Below are 16,261 nucleotides of genomic sequence, written 5' to 3' on the forward strand. Positions count from 1 at the left end.
ACGGCCCCCGCTCACTGTCGGTAGCTGCTGAGGAAGTTGCCGAGCCGCTCGAGCCCCTCGTCGAGCTCGCCCGCCCACGGCAGCGTCACGATGCGCAGGTGGTCGGTAGTGGGCCAGTTGAACCCGCTGCCGTGCACCACCAGAAGGTGCTCCTGCTCCAGCAGGTCCAGACACAGCTGGACGTCGTCGCGGACGTGGTGCACCTCAGGGTCCAACCGGGGGAAGACGTACAGAGCCCCACGCGGGCTCACGCAGCTGACCCCCTCCATCCGCTGGAGAGCCGCCACCGCGACGTCGCGCTGCTGGGACAGGCGCCCGCCGGGAGCGGTCAGCTCGCGGATGCTCTGGTGACCGGAGACTGCCGCCTGGATGGCGTGCTGGGCCGGCACGTTGGGGCACAGCCGGGTGGAGGCGAGCAGCTCGATCCCCTCCAGGAAACCGGCGGCGTGGGCGGTGGGACCGGTGAGCACCAGCCAGCCGGCGCGGTACCCGGCGACCCGGTAGGTCTTGGACAGGCCGTTGAGCGTCAGGACGAGAAGGTCCGGGGCGACCTCGGCCATCGAGTGGTGCTCGGCGTCGTCGTAGAGCACGCGGTCGTAGATCTCGTCCGAGAGCACCAGGAGCGAGTGCTCGCGGGCGATGTCGGCGATCTCCTCCAGCACCACCCGGGGGTAGACCGCGCCGGTGGGGTTGTTCGGGTTGATGACCACGATGGCCTTGGTGCGGGGGGTGATCTTGGCCCGGATGTCCTCCAGGTCCGGGTTCCATCCGTCGTTCTCGTCGCCGAGGTAGTGCACCGGGGTGCCGCCGGCCAGGCTCGTCGCAGCGGTCCACAGCGGGTAGTCCGGGGCCGGGATGAGCACCTCGTCGCCGTTGTCGAGCAGGGCCGAGGTGATGATCATGATCAGCTCGGAGACGCCGTTGCCCAGGTAGACCGAGTCGACGTCGAAGGCGGGGAAGCCCGGTACGTCCTGGTACCGGGCCACGATCGCCCGCCGGGCGGACAGGATGCCCCGGGACTCGGAGTACCCCTGGGCGTGCGGCAACGCCGCGATCATGTCCTGCAGGATCGGGTCGGGGGCGTCGAAGCCGAAGGTTGCCGGGTTGCCGATGTTCAGCTTCAGGATGCGGTGCCCCGAGGCCTCCAGAGCGGCGGCACGGGCGGCCACCGGGCCGCGAATCTCGTACAGGACGTTCTGCAGCTTCGAGGACTGTTTGAGCGGCCGCATGTTCACGGCCGATGTCGGAGCGCTCACCCAGGCATGGTGACACGGGTGGGGGAATGCGGACGCCAGCCATCGGCGTTGAGTCGTGGAGAGCCGGTCATGGACCCGACGAGCAGAGGAGGATGCTGTGCTGGCGACAGCAGACGTCCTTGCCTCCCCAGCCTCCGATGGTGTCGGCCACGGGGTAGGTTGGGGTCTGATGAGCGAGCGCGCGGACCTCGACGCCGGGACCCAGGCCGACCGGGATGCGTCCGTCGACGTGACCCAGGAGACCGAGGCCGAGCGGGCGGCTCGCTTCGAACGGGAAGCAATGCCGCTGCTGGACCAGATGTACAGTGCCGCGCTTCGAACCACCCGCAACCCGACGGACGCCGAGGACCTGGTGCAGGAAACCTACGCCAAGGCATTCGCTGCTTTTCACCAGTACCGGCCGGGCACCAATCTCAAGGCATGGATGTACCGGATTCTCACAAACACGTACATCAACACCTACCGCAAGAAGCAACGCCAGCCCAAGGAGTCCGACTCCTCCGACGTCGAGGACTACCAGCTGGCCCGGGCAGAGCAGCACACGTCTCGCGGGCTGCGCTCCGCGGAGGCCGAGGCACTGGACCATCTGCCGGACTCGGACGTGACGCGTGCTTTGGCCTCGATCGGGGAGGACTTCCGTCTGGCCGTCTACCTGGCCGACGTCGAGGGATTCGCCTACAAGGAGATTGCCGAGATCATGGACACCCCCATCGGGACCGTCATGTCCCGGTTGCACCGCGGCAGACGGCAGCTGCGCGAGCTGCTGACGGACTACGCCGTCGACCGCGGCTTCGTCGCCGAGGAGGCGGTGCGCTCATGACCAGCCCCGAGTACCACCACGTGCCCGCCTCCGCAGGGGCAGCGGACTGCGCGGCCGTCGTGTTGCGGCTCTTCGAGTACGTCGACAACGAGGCGGGCCCGGAAGACCGGGAGCTCATCAAGGCCCATCTGGACCAGTGCGGGTCGTGTCTACGCGAGTACGAGCGCGATCTGCTGCTCAAGTCCCTCGTGCGCCGCGCGTGCCAGCGCGAGGAAGCACCGAGCGCCCTGCGCATGCAGGTGGTCGCGCGCATCACCACGGAGAACCGCGACGCAGACTCCTAGATCCGGTCACAGCCCGTGCGGGCTGTGACCGGATGCGCTGATGCGGCCGGCGACCCCTCGGGGCTCAGGTGTTGGGCTTCTTGCCGTGGTTGGCGGCCTTCTTCTTCCGGTCGCGACGCTTGCGGGCTCGCTTGCTCATGGTGGCTCCTCTGGTGGTGCGATCGAGACAGTCGACGCGGGCACCGGGTGTGCCGCGCCATGGCTGTGGTGGGCAGCGACGCGGCACACACGATGCTCACGTCCACAACCCCGATGATCTAGAGTAGACATCTGCGCTCAGCGTATCGTGTCCCAGCAAGGCGCATACGCAGAGTAAAAATACGCCGCGCATTTGAGTGAAAACGCTTACATCGCGCCGTTGCTTTACCTTTCTGATGTGATCCTGGGAGGGCATCCGGATGATTTCCTCACACGGAGGACATCGTGTCGACCGACCGGATAGCCAGAGAGGAACATCATGGCGGAGCTCATCAAGCGCTGGGCCAACATCTTCAGTTTTAAGAGGTAGCCGACAGCTCGGCGCACTTCGCGCCTGCGCAGCCGGGGACGAGCTCTAGATGAGCTCGTCCCCTGCTGCCTGGCGACTGTTCCTGTTCATCGGCGCAGTATCCGCGCTCGCGCTCGCGCTGGGCTGGTGGGGGTTCGGCGTCCAGAAGCAGGTGGACTGGCAGGCGGTGGTGGTCCTGTCGGCGCTCGGCGCGCTGGGCACCAACCTGCGCGAAAGTGACTTCGGGGCCCACTTGGAGGTCTCGTTCACCACCGTGGTCCTGACGGCCGCGACGGTGCTGGCGGGCCCGGGGGGCGCCGTCCTCGTCGGATACCTGAGTTTCCTGCTCGACTTCCGCCGCGGCAGCCTGGACGTTCGACTGTTCAACCCGGCCATGACGGCCTGCGTCTCCGGGGCCGGCGCCGCCGTCTACCTGGGCGCCGGGGGTCTGGCGCCGGTCCCGGATGGCATCACGCCTCTGAACATCTTCGCTGAGGTGGCGCTGCCCATGCTGGCCGGTTACCTGGTCTCGATCGCTGTCAACGCCTTGCTCGTCGGAGTCATGATGCGCCTGCACTTCGGTGGCAACGCCGTCTCGGCGGCGGTGGACGTTCTGCGCGACATCGGCGCCAGCTATCTTGTCCATGTCGTCGTGGCGTTTCTGCTGGTCGTGCTGTGGGGCCCCGGTGGCCTCGGTGCGTTCAGCGCGGTGCTCATCGTCGTGCCCTTGCTGCTGACCCAGTGGGCCATCAGCCGCAACGCCGCGCAGCGTCATGGTCACGCTCGGATCGTGGGCACCCTCATGGGGGCCTTGGAGGTGGCCACTCCCTACTCCTCGGGCCACAGCGCCCGGGTGGCCGATCTCAGCGCCCGGATGGGCACCCGGCTCGGGATCACCGGCGAGGACGCTGCGGCGCTGCACTTCGCCGCGCTCTTGCACGATCTCGGTCTGGTGTCGACCTCGCCCCAGGTGCCGAAGGGGACCACCGCCCATGACGTGAGGTATCTGGCTGCTGTCCAGGAGCACCCCGAGGCGGGAGTCCAGATGCTCTCCGACATCGACTTCCTCGTCCCCGCCCTGCCGGGGATCCTGCACCATCATGAGCGGTTCGACGGGCTCGGCTACCCCGCGGGCCTGGCCGGCTCGGACATCCACCTCTTCGCGCGGGTCATCGCGGTGGCGGACGCGTTCGACTCCTTGACGACGAACCGTTCGTATCGTTCGGAGTCCAGTGGCCGGCAGGCCCTGGCTGAGTGCTGGGAGCGCGCCGGTACCCATCTGGACCCCGAGGTGGTACAGGCGCTGGCCGACTCGCTGGCCGAGACCCCCTGGGAGACCACCCGAATCAGCGAGGAGACGCTGGCCGACGCCAAGGACGTCAACGACCACGACGATCCCGCGGTGAGCGATGCCTATGCGGCCTGGCAGCCCGAGCCGAGCGAGGACAGAGCATGAGGGTTCGGTTCGGCTCTCAGTGGGTCACGCAGGGGCTCTCGGTCTTCACCGGTGTCTTCGTGGCGCTCCTGCTGGTCTTCGACCACCCCTGGCCGGTCCTGGCCTCGCTCCAGGTGGGGCTGTGGCTGGCCGTCTGTGTCCTGGTGATCGTGGTGGCCGACTCCCGTCCGATCACCATCGTCAGCGGGCGCAAGGTGGAGCCGGTCGGGATGACCGTGAGCCTGGCCATGGCCATGACGGCTGTGCTGCCGGGGGGGACCGAGGTGCAGGTCAGCCCCGGCTACCTGGCCCTCGCCGGCGCGGCGGCAGCCGCCGCCGCCGCCGTGGTGCGGTGGGTCCGCTACGGTCACCAGCCGGTGGCGGCCGAGATCGCCCTGCGGACTCTGATCGTGGGGCTGGTGGCCTCGCTGATGCAGGTCCAGCGTCCGGGAGGACCATCCCTGCACGATGCCCTGGTGAACTGGGGGTCCGACGCGCGCTGGGTCCCGGCTCTGGGCCTGGCCCTTCTGGCCGGGCTGGCCCTCGGACTGCAGATGGTGCTGTGGAGCTATGAGCGCGCAGCGCACGAGCACACCGTGATCTACCACGCGTTCACCGACGAGCTGAAGGCCGTGGGCCCCCTGGGCCTCGGCGTAGTGAGTGCTGCCGTGTCCACCGCCTTGGCCACCCGCGTGGTGGGGCCTGCCGCGGTCGCGATCTTCAGTGTGCCGCTGGTGCTGTTGATGATCGCGGTGCGCCACCAGTCCAAGGTGCTCGACGCCCGACGGCAGACCGTATGGGCGTTGTCCAGGCTGACCGACCAGGCGGGTTTCACCGACCCCGGTCACGCGGCCCGGGTAGCCCGGCTGTCGGTCCTCATCGGGCGTCAGGTGGGCTTGTCCGAGCCCGAGCTGCGCGACCTGGAGTACGCCTCGCTCCTGCACGACCTGGGCCAGCTCTCGCTCCAGCGCAGGATCCCGGGTGGTGCGACCACCCACACCTCGGCCCTGGACCAGCGGCGGGTCGCGGCGGCCGGGGCGGCGCTGCTGGCGCACACCGAGGAGATGGCCAAGGTCTCGGCCGTGGTGGCGCACCACGCGACTCCCTACTGGCGGCTGGAGGAGCTCGGGGACTTCCCGATCGCCAGCCGCATCCTGCGCGTGGCGAACGCCTACGACGACCTGGTAGGAGTCTCGCTGGACTCCGGGACGCGGCTGCGCAGCCTGCAACGGCTCCGCCTGAGCATGGGCTACGACTACGACCCTCAGGTGCTGCGCGAGCTGTGCCGGGTGCTGCGGCGGGAGGGACAGATCTCGGGAGAGGACCTGTTGTCACTGGAGCTGTTCGGCTCGCGCGCGGAAGCCCGGTCCTGACCGCCCGGCCCAGGTGCGAGCCGCACGGTCAGGACCACCACCTCATCCCTTCTTGGTCTCGGCGAAGATCTCGGCGATCTCGTCGATCTTGGCCAGCAGGTCGTCCGCCTTGGAGACGTCCCAGGAGCCCTTGGTTCCGGTGGCCCCGGCCAGCTTCGTCGCCTCGTTGACCAGCATGTGCAGCTGGGGGTGCTGCTCGAAGTGCGGCGGCTTGAAGTAGTCGGTCCACAGCACCCAGATGTGGTGCTTGACGAGCTCGGAGCGCTGCTCCTTGATGAGCAGCCCCCGTGCCTTCATATCCGGGTCGTCGCTGTCGTTGACCTTCTGGATGATCATCTTCACCGACTCGGCCTCGATCCGAGCCTGCGCCGGGTCGTACACCCCACACGGCAGGTCGCAGTGCGCGCTGACGTCGAGGACATGGCCGCCGAGGCGGGAGAACAAGCGTGCAAGCATGAGTGGTCCTTCCATGATCGTTTGGGTACGCCCACGTTAACCTGAGCCGGTGCTGCTCGCGATGGATACCTCCACCTCGCTCGTGGGTGCGGCCTGTCTGTCGGGCGAGACCGTGCTGAGCCAGGTCACCGAGGCCGACTCCCGTCGCCACGCAGAGCTTCTGGCGCCCGCCGTCGAGCGCGCCCTGGCCCAGGCAGGCAGGGCCGCGGGCGACGTGCGTGAGGTGGTGACAGGGGTGGGGCCGGCGCCGTTCACCGGGCTGCGGGTGGGCATCGTCACCGCCCGCGTGATGGCCAGGGCGCTGCGGGTGCCCGTCTACGGAGTCTGCTCGCTCGACGCCCTCGCGGCGCAGGCACAGGAGTGGCTGAGCGGTCATGGCGCGAACGGGGAGACCGAGATTCTCGTGGCCACCGACGCGCGCCGTCAGGAGGTGTACTGGGCCCGGTACACCGTGGGGCCCCACGGGGTGCGCCGGCACGGCGAGCCCGCCGTGGGTCGAGCCGACGCGATCCCGGAAGAGGTGCGAGATCTGCCCTGCGCAGGACGGGGCCCGTTGCTCTACCCCCAGGCCCTGCACCCGCTGGCGCCGCTCGGCGACCGGGCCGAGCCGGACCTGATGGACGTCCAGCCCAGCACGGTCGGGCGGCTGGCCACGCAGGCTCGGCATCGGCGTTCGCCGGAGCCGCTGTACCTGCGACGCCCGGACGCCCAGCCGCGGCGTGCTGCGCCGGCACCGGTATCGGCGTCCTCGTGAGGACGGCGGCGGACCGCCCGGCCGGCGTCGGGTCCCGCGCGGTCGTCCGCCCGATGCGGTGGCAGGACCTGGCCCAGGTCACAGCCCTGGAGGAGCGTCTCTACCCCGACTCGGCGTGGTCCCCGGCCATGTGGTGGGGTGAGCTCGCAGCCCGCCCCCGACGGCACTACCTCGTGGTCGACCTCGACCCGGACTCGCCGCGGCCTGTCGTCGCGGGGTACGCCGGGCTGACGCTCGCCGGTCACACGGCCGACGTGATGACGATCGGCGTGGATCCTGCCCAACGCGGGCTCGGGCGGGGTGGGGAGCTGCTGAGTGCGCTGCACGAGCACGCACGCGGCCGAGGGGCACGGGAGATGCTGCTCGAGGTGCGTGCGGACAACCGGGCAGCGCTCGCCCTGTATGCCGCTCACGGCTACCGCACCGTATCGGTGCGACGCGGCTACTATCAGCCCGCAGGCGTGGACGCCATCGTCCAACGCCACGAGCTCTCCGGCGGCCCGGCGCTGACGGGTGACTGAGGGATGACGAAGGCGGATGTGGTGAGCGCCGAACCGGTCGTGCTCGGTATCGAGACCAGCTGCGACGAGACCGGGGTCGGGATCGTGCGCGGCGGCACGCTGCTGGCCGACGCCGTCGCGAGCAGCGTCGAGGAGCACGCCCGCTTCGGGGGAGTCGTGCCCGAGGTCGCCTCCCGTGCTCACCTCGAGGCGATGGTGCCCATGGTGGACCGTGCCTGCGAGCACGCCGGGGTCGGTCTGGAGCAGGTGGATGCGGTCGCCGTCACCTCGGGGCCCGGGCTGGCCGGTGCCCTCATGGTCGGGGTCGCTGCCGCCAAGGCACTGGCCTCCTCGCTGGGGGTGCCGCTGTACGGCGTCAACCATCTCAGTGCCCACGTGGCCGTGGACGTCGTCGACCACGGTCCGCTGCCCGAGCCGGTCGTGGCGCTCCTGGTCAGTGGGGGTCACTCGAACCTGCTCCTCGTGCCCGACGTGACCCAGGAGGTCCGTTCGCTCGGCGCAACGATGGACGACGCAGCCGGCGAGGCGTTCGACAAGGTGGCGCGCGTGCTGGGACTGCCCTTCCCCGGCGGCCCGCACATCGACCGCGCGGCCCGGGAGGGCACCGTCGAGATCGACTTCCCACGGGCCCTGACCGGCACCCGGGACCTGCAGCGGCACCGTTTCGACTTCAGCTTCTCGGGTCTGAAGACCGCCGTCGCGCGCTGGGTGGCACTCAGGGCGGAGTCGGGTGAGCCGGTTCCGGTGGCGGACGTCGCGGCCAGCTTCCAGGAGGCCGTGGTGGACGTGCTCACCGCCAAGGCCGTGGATGCGTGCCGGGAGGCCGGGGTGGACCACCTGCTCATCGGGGGAGGGGTGGCCGCGAACAGCCGGCTGCGCGAGGTCGCGGCGGCTCGGTGCGACCGGGTGGGACTGAGGCTGCGCGTCCCGCGGCCAGGGCTGTGCACCGACAACGGAGCGATGGTGGCGGCCTGGGGGTCGCTGGCGGTGACCGCCGGAAGGGCTCCGTCCTCGCCCGACCTGGCCGTCGACTCCTCTCAACCGGTGGAGCAGATCCGCGCCTAGCTCGGTGCTCGCTCGTCCCGTCCGGCGCACGGGCTGACCCACAGCGCCACCCCGGCACTGGCGGGGCCCAGGTCGCTGAGCAGCAACGTGGCCGCACGGGAGCCTGCCGGCGCCACCCGGCGGCGCAGCACGTCGGCATCGGGCACGACGTCACCGCCGGACGCGCGGCGTGAGGGACGCTTGACGGTCAGCGCGCCGACATCCTCGCGTCGGGCCCACCGACGCAGGGGCGCGGTCCGCAGCGGGAGCACCTCGTGCACGTTCCATGCCCGCGCCCACGGCGTCCGGACCACCCGGTCGCCGCTGAGGTAGGCCGCCGACCCCAGCGTCCGTGCCTGCAGCTCCAGGCCCACGGCGGCCCGCAAGCCCGCCGCCGCCACGGCGGGGTCGAGCTCGTAGAGCACAGGGCCTACCTGGCTCGGGGAGCTCACTGGTGGCGGCATGAGGGTCTCACCGGAAGCGCGTAGCCGGTGCCACTGCCCCTCAGCGTGCACGAGCGCGCTCCTCGTGCCCGGTTCCCGCGCCAAGGCTCCCCACCACAGCACGCACTCGACCGCCTCGCCGTCGTGAGAGACCCAGTGGGCCTCAGCCCCTTCCGGCGGCGCGTGGACGGCGCCGAGACCGGCTCCCAGCTTGACGCCGGCCGCCGGCCACTCACGGGCGAGAGCCTGGACGGTCTCCCACGGAGGAGACATCTGGTCCGGCGCCCGCACGCGGCGGGTGCGGCCGCTGACATCCGCCACTCCGCCGGTGCGGCGTCCGGGATCGAGCCAGACCCCGACAGGGGTGCCGCCGGCCGGGTGGGCGGCACGTCGCGCTTCGGCCTCGCGTCGCCAGCGGGGATCCTGCGCCTGACCGTGGTGTACCCGCACGCGCTCGTCCACTCCCCGCTGCCGTCCGCCCGGCGGTCCCGTGTCCGCAGCGAGGTTGAAAGCGGCGACGGCAGCCGTGACCGGGTCCGACTCCACGGCCTCGACCGTCAGACCGGCCTCGGCGAAGGCCATCGAGTCGGCACCGATGCCACATCCCAGGTCGTGCACGGCGCCCACGCCCCCCGCCGCGAAGCGGCTCGCGTGCAGCTCGGCCACCGCGGGCCGGGAGCTCTGCTCCAGGCCGTCCCGGGTGAACAGCATGTCGTGCGAGGCGGCTCCGAACTTGCGTTCCCCACGGGTGCGCAGCTCGGACTGGGTCAGGGCGGCGGCGACCAGCTCCGGGCTGTGGCCGCGAGCGCGCAGGGACGAGGTCAGGCGCATCGCGGCCGCCGGGTCGTACGGCCGTGGCAGGCTGGACATCAGCTCCCGTCCCTGGGGGCTGCACAGGGCATCCACGGTCGCCAGATCCACCACACCATGGTGCACTCCGCGGTCGACGCGGAGCATCCTGTTCAATGAACCCATGGCCTCTCCCCTCCCGAAGCGCACGGTGCTGCGGCGCTCGGTGCGCAGGCTCCCACGCCGGGTCGCGCGTGCGGCTCTGATCGCGGGCTCGGTGCCGGTCGGGGCGGCCGGGGCCATCACGAGCATCGACGCCTTGCGGATGCGGCGCACCACGACCGTGCACAACGCGCCCGAGGCTCCTCCGCTCGCAGCCGAGCTGGAGGGCAACACCATCACCACCTACGTCTACGGGGAGTACCTGTACGAGGCGATGTTGCGCGCTATCGAGGGGGCGACCGAGCACATCTACCTTGCGAGCTACATCTGGAAGGGCGACGAGGTCGGTCAGCGCTTCAAGGATGCGGTCGTCGCCGCCGCGCAGCGCGGGGTGCAGGTCTTCATCGTCTTCGACGGCTTCGCGAACCTGGTCGTCCCGGCTGCGTTCAAGACCTTTCCTCGCGAGGTGAACGTGCTGCAGTTCCCCACGGTGCGTGGGGGATGGAGGCTGGATGCCCGGCGCACCGGCCGGGACCACCGCAAGGTGCTCGTGGTGGACGACGAGGTCGGGTTCGTCGGCGGCTACAACATCGGCTCGCAGTACGCGACGCAGTGGCGCGACACCCACGTGCGGGTAGAGGGTGACACGGTCTGGGAGCTGAGCAACACCTTCGTCGACTTCTGGAACCGCCACTGTGGAAAACGGCAGCCGCAGCTCCCGGACGGGGGCGCGCCGCGCTGGAACTACCCGGTGCGGGCGGCGCGCAACGAGCCGTCCCGGATGGTCTTCCCGGTGCGCAACGTCTACCTGGAGGCCATCGACCGGGCCAGCCACCATCTGTACATCACCCAGGCCTACTTCATCCCCGACCGGGAGATCCTGCAGGGCCTGCTCACTGCGGCCGCACGCGGGGTCGACGTCCGGGTGATCACGCCCCAGCGTTCCAACCACATCGTGGCCGACATCGTGGCGCGCAGCTATGTCACCGACCTGCTGGCCGGTGGTGTCCGGCTCTTCCTGTACCAGGACGCGATGGTCCACGCCAAGACGGCGACCGCGGACGGGCAGTGGAGCACCGTCGGGACGGCGAACATCGACCGGTTGTCGATGCGGGGCAACTACGAGGTCAACCTCGAGGTGGTGGACGAGGGACAGGCGGCGGTCATGGAGGAGGTCTTCGCCCAGGACCTGCGCAACTGCCGGGAGATGACGGCCCGGGAGTGGGCGGACCGGACGCTGCGCCATCGGCTCGCGGAGCGGGTTCTGCGGCCGCTGCAACCGCTGCTCTGAGCGGACACGCTGGACCCGGCCCGGCTCCGGTTGGCACTCGGCTTGACCGAGTGCCAAGCGGCGACCTAGATTCTGATTAGCACTCGCGGCACGAAAGTGCCAAGACTTGGGTGGAGTCGACCCCCGCGACGGCGATCCCACCCGAGGCTGCGAGTCCCCCAGCAGTTGACTCACCCAGTCGACCACGACGAAAGGAATGACCGACGTGTCGGTTTCCATCAAGCCGCTCGAAGACAGGATCGTTGTGCAGGCCGTCGAGGCCGAGCAGACCACGGCATCTGGCCTGGTCATCCCGGACACCGCGAAGGAGAAGCCCCAGGAGGGCGAGGTCCTGGCGGTCGGCCCCGGGCGCATCGACGACAACGGCAACCGCGTCCCCATGGACGTGGCCGTCGGTAACCGTGTGATCTACAGCAAGTACGGCGGGACCGAGGTCAAGTACTCCGGTGAGGAGTACCTCATCCTCTCCGCGCGTGACGTGCTCGCCGTCGTCGGCGACTGACCACCTCTGATGCCCCGTCGACCCCGCACCCCAGCGGGGTCGCCGGGGCGTCGTTCCCTCTGCACCTGCTCGCACTCCGCGCCGGCGCAGCCGATGACGATCCCCGCCGTACCCGCATACTGAGAAAGGCCGCCGTTCATGGCAAAGCAACTGCAGTTCAACGACGACGCGCGCAAGGCCCTGGAGCGTGGCGTCGACGCTCTGGCCAACGCCGTCAAAGTCACCCTCGGACCCCGAGGGCGCAATGTCGTGCTCGACAAGAAGTGGGGTGCCCCCACCATCACCAACGACGGGGTCACGATCGCCCGCGAGGTCGAGCTGGACGACCCCTACGAGAACATGGGCGCCCAGCTGGCCAAGGAGGTCGCCACCAAGACCAACGACGTCGCCGGCGACGGGACCACCACCGCCACGGTGCTGGCGCAGGCCATGGTCAAGGAAGGGCTGCGCAACGTCGCGGCCGGAGCCGCCCCGGCGGCGCTGAAGCGGGGTGTCGACCAGGCCGTCACCGTGTTCTCCGACCGTCTGCTGCAGACCGCGCGTGAGGTCGACGGCCGCGACGAGATCGCTCAGGTCGCCAGCCTGTCCGCCCAGGACTCGATGATCGGCGACCTCATCGCCGACGCCTTCGACAAGGTGGGCAAGGACGGCGTGATCACCGTGGAGGAGTCGTCCACGACCGCGATGGACCTGGAGTTCACCGAGGGGATGCAGTTCGACAAGGGCTACCTCTCGCCGTACTTCGTGACCGACAGCGACCGGATGGAGACCGTCCTGGAGGACGCCTACGTGCTGCTGCACCAGGGCAAGATCTCCGCCGTTGCCGACCTGCTGCCCCTGCTGGACAAGGTCGCGCAGCAGAGCAAGCCGCTGCTCATCGTCGCCGAGGACGTCGAGGGCGAAGCGCTCTCGGCACTGGTGCTGAACAAGATCCGCGGCACGCTCAACGCCGCTGCGGTCAAGGCGCCCGGCTTCGGTGACCGGCGCAAGGCGATGATGCAGGACATGGCCATCCTCACCGGCGGTCAGGTCGTGACCGAGGAGGTCGGCCTCAAGCTGGACCAGGTCGGCCCGGAGGTGCTCGGCTCCGCGCGTCGCGTCGTGCTGACCAAGGACAACGCGACCATCGTCGACGGCGGCGGCTCGGCCGACGAGGTGGGCGCCCGGGTCGCCCAGCTCAGCACGGAGATGGCAGCGACCGACTCGGACTGGGACCGCGAGAAGCTGCAGGAGCGGGTGGCCAAGCTCTCCGGAGGCGTCTGCGTCATCAAGGTCGGTGCCCACACCGAGGTGGAGCTGAAGGAGAAGAAGCACCGGATCGAGGACGCCGTGTCGGCAACGCGGGCGGCCATCGAGGAGGGCATCGTCGCTGGTGGTGGTTCCGCGCTGGTGCACGCCGCGGCCGCATTGGATGAGCTGGAGCTCTCCGGTGACGAGGCGGTGGGCGCGGCCATCGTGCGCAAGGCCGCCGTGGAGCCCCTTCGCTGGATTGCCGAGAACGCCGGGATGCAAGGCTACGTCGCCACCGCGAAGGTAGCCGAGCTCGAGCCGGGCCACGGCCTGGACGCCGCTACCGGAGACTACGGGGACCTGTTCGCCGCCGGGGTCATCGACCCGGTCAAGGTGACGCGCTCCGCGTTGCGGAACGCGGCCTCCATCGCCTCCATGGTGTTGACCACCGACACCCTGGTGGTCGACCGTCCCGAGGAGGAAGAGGCGCCGGCCGGCCACGGTCACAGTCACTGACCCACCCGAGCACGCACACCGGCCCGGACCCCGTCATGGGGTCCGGGCCGGTGTGCGTGGTGAGCACGCGAGGCGCCACGAGGCTCCGGGCAGTGCGTGGCCCGGGCGCGAAGCGTCGGCTCAGGCGCTGCGGGCGATGAACGCCTCGCGTTCTCCCTCGGTCATCGCGCCCCAGACGCCGTAGGGCTCGCGGGCGCGCAGCGCGTGCTCACGGCACTGGTCCAGCACCGGACAGGAACGACATACGGCCTTGGCGCGCTCGTCACGTCGCCGCCGCGCCGGGCCTCGCTCGCCCTCGGGGTGAAAGAACACCTCGGGGCTGACGGTCCGGCACAGCCCGACGTACTGCCATTCCCATAGCTCTGCCGTCGGCCCTGGCTGTCTTGCGGTGTCGGTCACGGAATCCTCCTGGTGGTGGGTGCTACCTCGCCTCCACCCCTCCAGTACCCACCGGCGGGACGAACGAAACACCGGCCCGGCCTAGACTTGCCGCCATGACCTCAGGCCCCGGCTCTCCCGAAGCACCCTCCGCGCTGGCTGAGGTGGGGTTGACCTTCGACGACGTGCTGCTCCTGCCCGGGGAGACCGATGTGGTGCCCAGCGAGGCGGACACCGCGAGCCGGCTGAGCCGCAACATCACGGTGCGCATGCCGCTGCTCTCGGCGGCGATGGACACGGTGACCGAGGCACGGATGGCGATCGCGATGGCGCGCCAGGGAGGGCTGGGAATCCTGCACCGCAACCTCGCCGTCGAGGACCAGGCGGCCCATGTCGACCGGGTCAAGCGCTCGGAGAACGGCATGGTCAACGACCCGGTGACCATCGGGCCGGAGGCGACGTTGGCGGAGATGGACACCTTGTGCGGCCGTTTCCACATCTCCGGTCTGCCCGTGGTGGACGACGCCGGCGCGTTGATCGGCATCATCACCAACCGCGACATCCGCTTCGAGTCCGACTACGGCCGCTCCGTGGCCGAGGTGATGACCTCGACCGGACTGGTCACCGGCCCGGTAGGCATCGGCAAGGACGACGCGCTGCACCTGCTGGCCACGCACAAGATCGAGAAGCTGCCGATCGTCGACGAGCGCGGCCTGCTGCAGGGACTGTTCACCGTCAAGGACTTCACCAAGACCGAGCAGTTTCCCGACGCCACCAAGGACGCGGAGGGACGGTTGCGCGTGGGAGCCGCCGTGGGCTTCTTCGGTGACTCCTGGCAGCGGGCGATGGCCCTCGTCGACGCCGGCGTGGACCTGCTGGTCGTGGACACGGCCAACGGTCACGCGCGCGGGGTGACCGACATGATCGCGCGGCTCAAGGCCGAGCCGGCCGCCGCCGGCGTGGACGTCGTGGGCGGGAACGTGGCCACCCGTGCCGGTGCTCAGGCCCTCATCGACGCCGGGGCCGACGCAGTGAAGGTCGGCGTGGGACCCGGCTCGATCTGCACCACCCGCGTGGTGGCCGGGGTGGGTGTGCCGCAGGTGACGGCCATCCACGAGGCGCACCGTGCTGCGGGCCCGGCGGGCGTCCCGGTCATCGGCGACGGTGGGCTGCAGTACTCCGGGGACATCGCCAAGGCCATCGTGGCCGGAGCCGACACCGTGATGCTCGGTTCCCTGCTCGCCGGCTGCGAGGAGTCACCCGGCGACCTGGTCTTCATCAACGGCAAGCAGTTCAAGTCCTACCGGGGGATGGGAAGCCTGGGGGCCATGCAGTCGCGGGGCCGTGGGGTCTCCTACTCCAAGGACCGGTACTTCCAAGGCGACGTCGGAGACGACGACAAGGTGATCCCGGAGGGCATCGAGGGTCAGGTGCCCTACCGCGGCCCGCTGGCCGCCGTGGCCTACCAGCTCATCGGAGGTCTGCGCCAGTCCATGTTCTACGTCGGCGCGCGGACGGTGCCTCAGCTGCAGCAGCGCGGCACCTTCGTGCGGATCACCGCCGCCGGTCTGACCGAGTCCCACCCGCACGACATCCAGATGACGGTGGAGGCGCCGAACTACGTCGCGCGGTAGGCGGCCAGGCCCGGTTCGCCGGCGTTGCGAGGCGGCCGGCACGCGGGCCACCGGCTTGTACCCTTGCCCGGTGACTGAGATCGAGATCGGCAAGGGTAAGCGGGGTCGCCGCGCATACTCCTTCGACGACATCGCCATCGTGCCCTCCCGGCGCACTCGCGACCCGGAGGAGGTCTCGATCTCCTGGCAGATCGACGCCTACCACTTCGACCTGCCCCTGATGGCGGCGCCGATGGACTCCGTCATGGCCCCGTCGACCGCGATCGAGATGGGTCGCCTCGGTGGGCTGGGCGTGCTGGACCTGGAGGGTCTGTGGACTCGGTATGAGGACCCGAGCTCCCAGCTCAGCGAGATCGCCGAGCTCGAGCCCGAGGACTGCACCCAGCGGATGCGAGAGCTCTACGCCGCGCCGATCCGGCCCGAGCTCATCGCCCAGCGGCTGCAGGAGATCCGCGACGCCGACGTGACCGTCGCCGGTGCGCTGTCACCGCAGCGCACCCAGCAGTACTGGCGGGCAGTGGTCGACGCCGGCGTGGACCTGTTCGTCATCCGGGGTACCACGGTGTCGGCCGAGCACGTGTCCAGCCAGCAGGAGCCGCTGAACCTCAAGCGCTTCATCTACGAGCTCGACGTGCCCGTCGTGGTCGGCGGGGCCGGCACCTACACGGCTGCTCTGCACCTCATGCGCACCGGTGCCGCCGGGGTCCTCGTCGGCTTCGGCGGCGGCTCGGCTCACCGGACCCGCACGACCCTGGGCATCGACGCCCCGATGGCCACGTCGATCGCGGACGTGGCCGCTGCTCGCCGCGACTATCTGGACGAGTCCGGCGGCCGCTACGTGCACGTCATCGCCGACGGTGGGGTGGGCAACTCCGGAGAGATCGTC

General features: G+C 70.1%; 17 protein-coding genes. 12 read left to right on the forward strand and 5 right to left on the reverse strand.

Features of this window, described 5'->3' with window-relative positions; genetic code table 11:
• Positions 1-11: 11 nt before the first annotated feature.
• A complete protein-coding gene (locus VJ976_RS12350) occupies positions 12-1,229 on the reverse strand; it encodes a pyridoxal phosphate-dependent aminotransferase (RefSeq protein WP_414693639.1) in 1,218 nt (405 codons plus the stop codon).
• Between the two features lie 196 nt (positions 1,230-1,425).
• Between VJ976_RS12350 and VJ976_RS12355 the strand changes: the two genes are divergently transcribed.
• A complete protein-coding gene (locus VJ976_RS12355) occupies positions 1,426-2,076 on the forward strand; it encodes a sigma-70 family RNA polymerase sigma factor (RefSeq protein WP_324100527.1) in 651 nt (216 codons plus the stop codon).
• A complete protein-coding gene (rsrA, locus tag VJ976_RS12360) occupies positions 2,073-2,360 on the forward strand; it encodes a mycothiol system anti-sigma-R factor (protein ID WP_324100528.1) in 288 nt (95 codons plus the stop codon). Before VJ976_RS12355 ends, rsrA begins: the two co-directional genes overlap by 4 nt.
• A 64-nt stretch (positions 2,361-2,424) precedes the next feature.
• Here the strand turns inward: rsrA and VJ976_RS12705 are convergent, their stop codons facing one another.
• Positions 2,425-2,499 (reverse strand): 50S ribosomal protein bL37, encoded by a 75-nt coding sequence (locus VJ976_RS12705; RefSeq protein ID WP_414693640.1) that lies wholly within the window; start codon positions 2,497-2,499, stop codon positions 2,425-2,427.
• A gap of 418 nt (positions 2,500-2,917) precedes the next feature.
• Between VJ976_RS12705 and VJ976_RS12365 the strand changes: the two genes are divergently transcribed.
• Both VJ976_RS12365 and VJ976_RS12370 read left to right on the forward strand, forming a co-directional pair.
• Positions 2,918-4,303: an HD-GYP domain-containing protein gene (locus VJ976_RS12365; protein WP_324100529.1), complete on the forward strand. Its 1,386-nt coding sequence runs from the start codon at positions 2,918-2,920 to the stop codon at positions 4,301-4,303.
• The gene (locus tag VJ976_RS12370) at positions 4,300-5,655 is read left to right on the forward strand and encodes an HD-GYP domain-containing protein (protein WP_324100530.1); all 1,356 of its coding nucleotides are present in this window, start codon (positions 4,300-4,302) and stop codon (positions 5,653-5,655) included. The genes VJ976_RS12365 and VJ976_RS12370 overlap by 4 nt, the downstream gene beginning before the upstream one ends.
• Positions 5,656-5,697: 42 nt before the next feature.
• Here the strand turns inward: VJ976_RS12370 and sodN are convergent, their stop codons facing one another.
• On the reverse strand, positions 5,698-6,099 hold the full coding sequence (sodN, locus tag VJ976_RS12375) for a superoxide dismutase, Ni (RefSeq protein ID WP_414693641.1): 402 nt from the start codon (positions 6,097-6,099) through the stop codon (positions 5,698-5,700).
• A 61-nt stretch (positions 6,100-6,160) separates the two neighbouring features.
• Between sodN and tsaB the strand changes: the two genes are divergently transcribed.
• The 3 genes from tsaB to tsaD are packed head-to-tail and all read left to right on the forward strand — an operon-like array spanning position 6,161 to position 8,451.
• Positions 6,161-6,865 carry a tRNA (adenosine(37)-N6)-threonylcarbamoyltransferase complex dimerization subunit type 1 TsaB gene (gene tsaB / locus VJ976_RS12380; protein WP_324100532.1) on the forward strand — a complete coding sequence of 235 codons (705 nt, stop codon included), beginning with the start codon at positions 6,161-6,163 and terminating at the stop codon, positions 6,863-6,865.
• Positions 6,862-7,386, forward strand: a complete 525-nt coding sequence (rimI, locus tag VJ976_RS12385; RefSeq protein ID WP_324100533.1) for a ribosomal protein S18-alanine N-acetyltransferase — start codon at positions 6,862-6,864, stop codon at positions 7,384-7,386. The genes tsaB and rimI overlap by 4 nt, the downstream gene beginning before the upstream one ends.
• A 3-nt stretch (positions 7,387-7,389) precedes the next feature.
• Positions 7,390-8,451 (forward strand): tRNA (adenosine(37)-N6)-threonylcarbamoyltransferase complex transferase subunit TsaD, encoded by a 1,062-nt coding sequence (gene tsaD, locus VJ976_RS12390; protein ID WP_324100534.1) that lies wholly within the window; start codon positions 7,390-7,392, stop codon positions 8,449-8,451.
• Here the strand turns inward: tsaD and VJ976_RS12395 are convergent.
• Complete coding sequence (locus VJ976_RS12395; protein WP_324100535.1) at positions 8,448-9,848, reverse strand: THUMP-like domain-containing protein; 1,401 nt, start codon at positions 9,846-9,848, stop codon at positions 8,448-8,450. The two genes, tsaD and VJ976_RS12395, sit on opposite strands and share 4 nt — an antisense overlap.
• Here VJ976_RS12395 and VJ976_RS12400 point away from each other — a divergent pair.
• From VJ976_RS12400 to groL, 3 genes are all read left to right on the forward strand, one after another.
• Positions 9,847-11,115 carry a phospholipase D-like domain-containing protein gene (locus VJ976_RS12400; protein WP_324100536.1) on the forward strand — a complete coding sequence of 423 codons (1,269 nt, stop codon included), beginning with the start codon at positions 9,847-9,849 and terminating at the stop codon, positions 11,113-11,115. The two genes, VJ976_RS12395 and VJ976_RS12400, sit on opposite strands and share 2 nt — an antisense overlap.
• Before the next feature lie 205 nt (positions 11,116-11,320).
• Positions 11,321-11,617, forward strand: coding sequence for a co-chaperone GroES (gene groES, locus VJ976_RS12405; protein WP_324100544.1), 297 nt, complete (start codon positions 11,321-11,323; stop codon positions 11,615-11,617).
• A 138-nt stretch (positions 11,618-11,755) separates the two neighbouring features.
• On the forward strand, positions 11,756-13,363 hold the full coding sequence (gene groL, locus VJ976_RS12410) for a chaperonin GroEL (RefSeq protein ID WP_324100537.1): 1,608 nt from the start codon (positions 11,756-11,758) through the stop codon (positions 13,361-13,363).
• A gap of 120 nt (positions 13,364-13,483) precedes the next feature.
• On the opposite strand, the gene VJ976_RS12415 is transcribed toward groL, so the two are convergent.
• Positions 13,484-13,762, reverse strand: a complete 279-nt coding sequence (locus tag VJ976_RS12415) for a WhiB family transcriptional regulator (RefSeq protein WP_324100538.1) — start codon at positions 13,760-13,762, stop codon at positions 13,484-13,486.
• 95 nt (positions 13,763-13,857) lie between these two features.
• On the opposite strand from VJ976_RS12415, the gene guaB reads away from it, so the two are divergent.
• Both guaB and VJ976_RS12425 read left to right on the forward strand, forming a co-directional pair.
• Complete coding sequence (gene guaB, locus VJ976_RS12420; protein ID WP_324100539.1) at positions 13,858-15,375, forward strand: IMP dehydrogenase; 1,518 nt, start codon at positions 13,858-13,860, stop codon at positions 15,373-15,375.
• A 70-nt stretch (positions 15,376-15,445) separates the two neighbouring features.
• Positions 15,446-16,261 (forward strand): GuaB3 family IMP dehydrogenase-related protein (locus tag VJ976_RS12425; protein ID WP_324100540.1); only part of this gene is annotated, 816 nt, incomplete at its 3' end.

This window comes from Ornithinimicrobium sp., from assembly GCF_035267225.1.
GTDB lineage: Bacteria > Actinomycetota > Actinomycetes > Actinomycetales > Dermatophilaceae > Ornithinicoccus.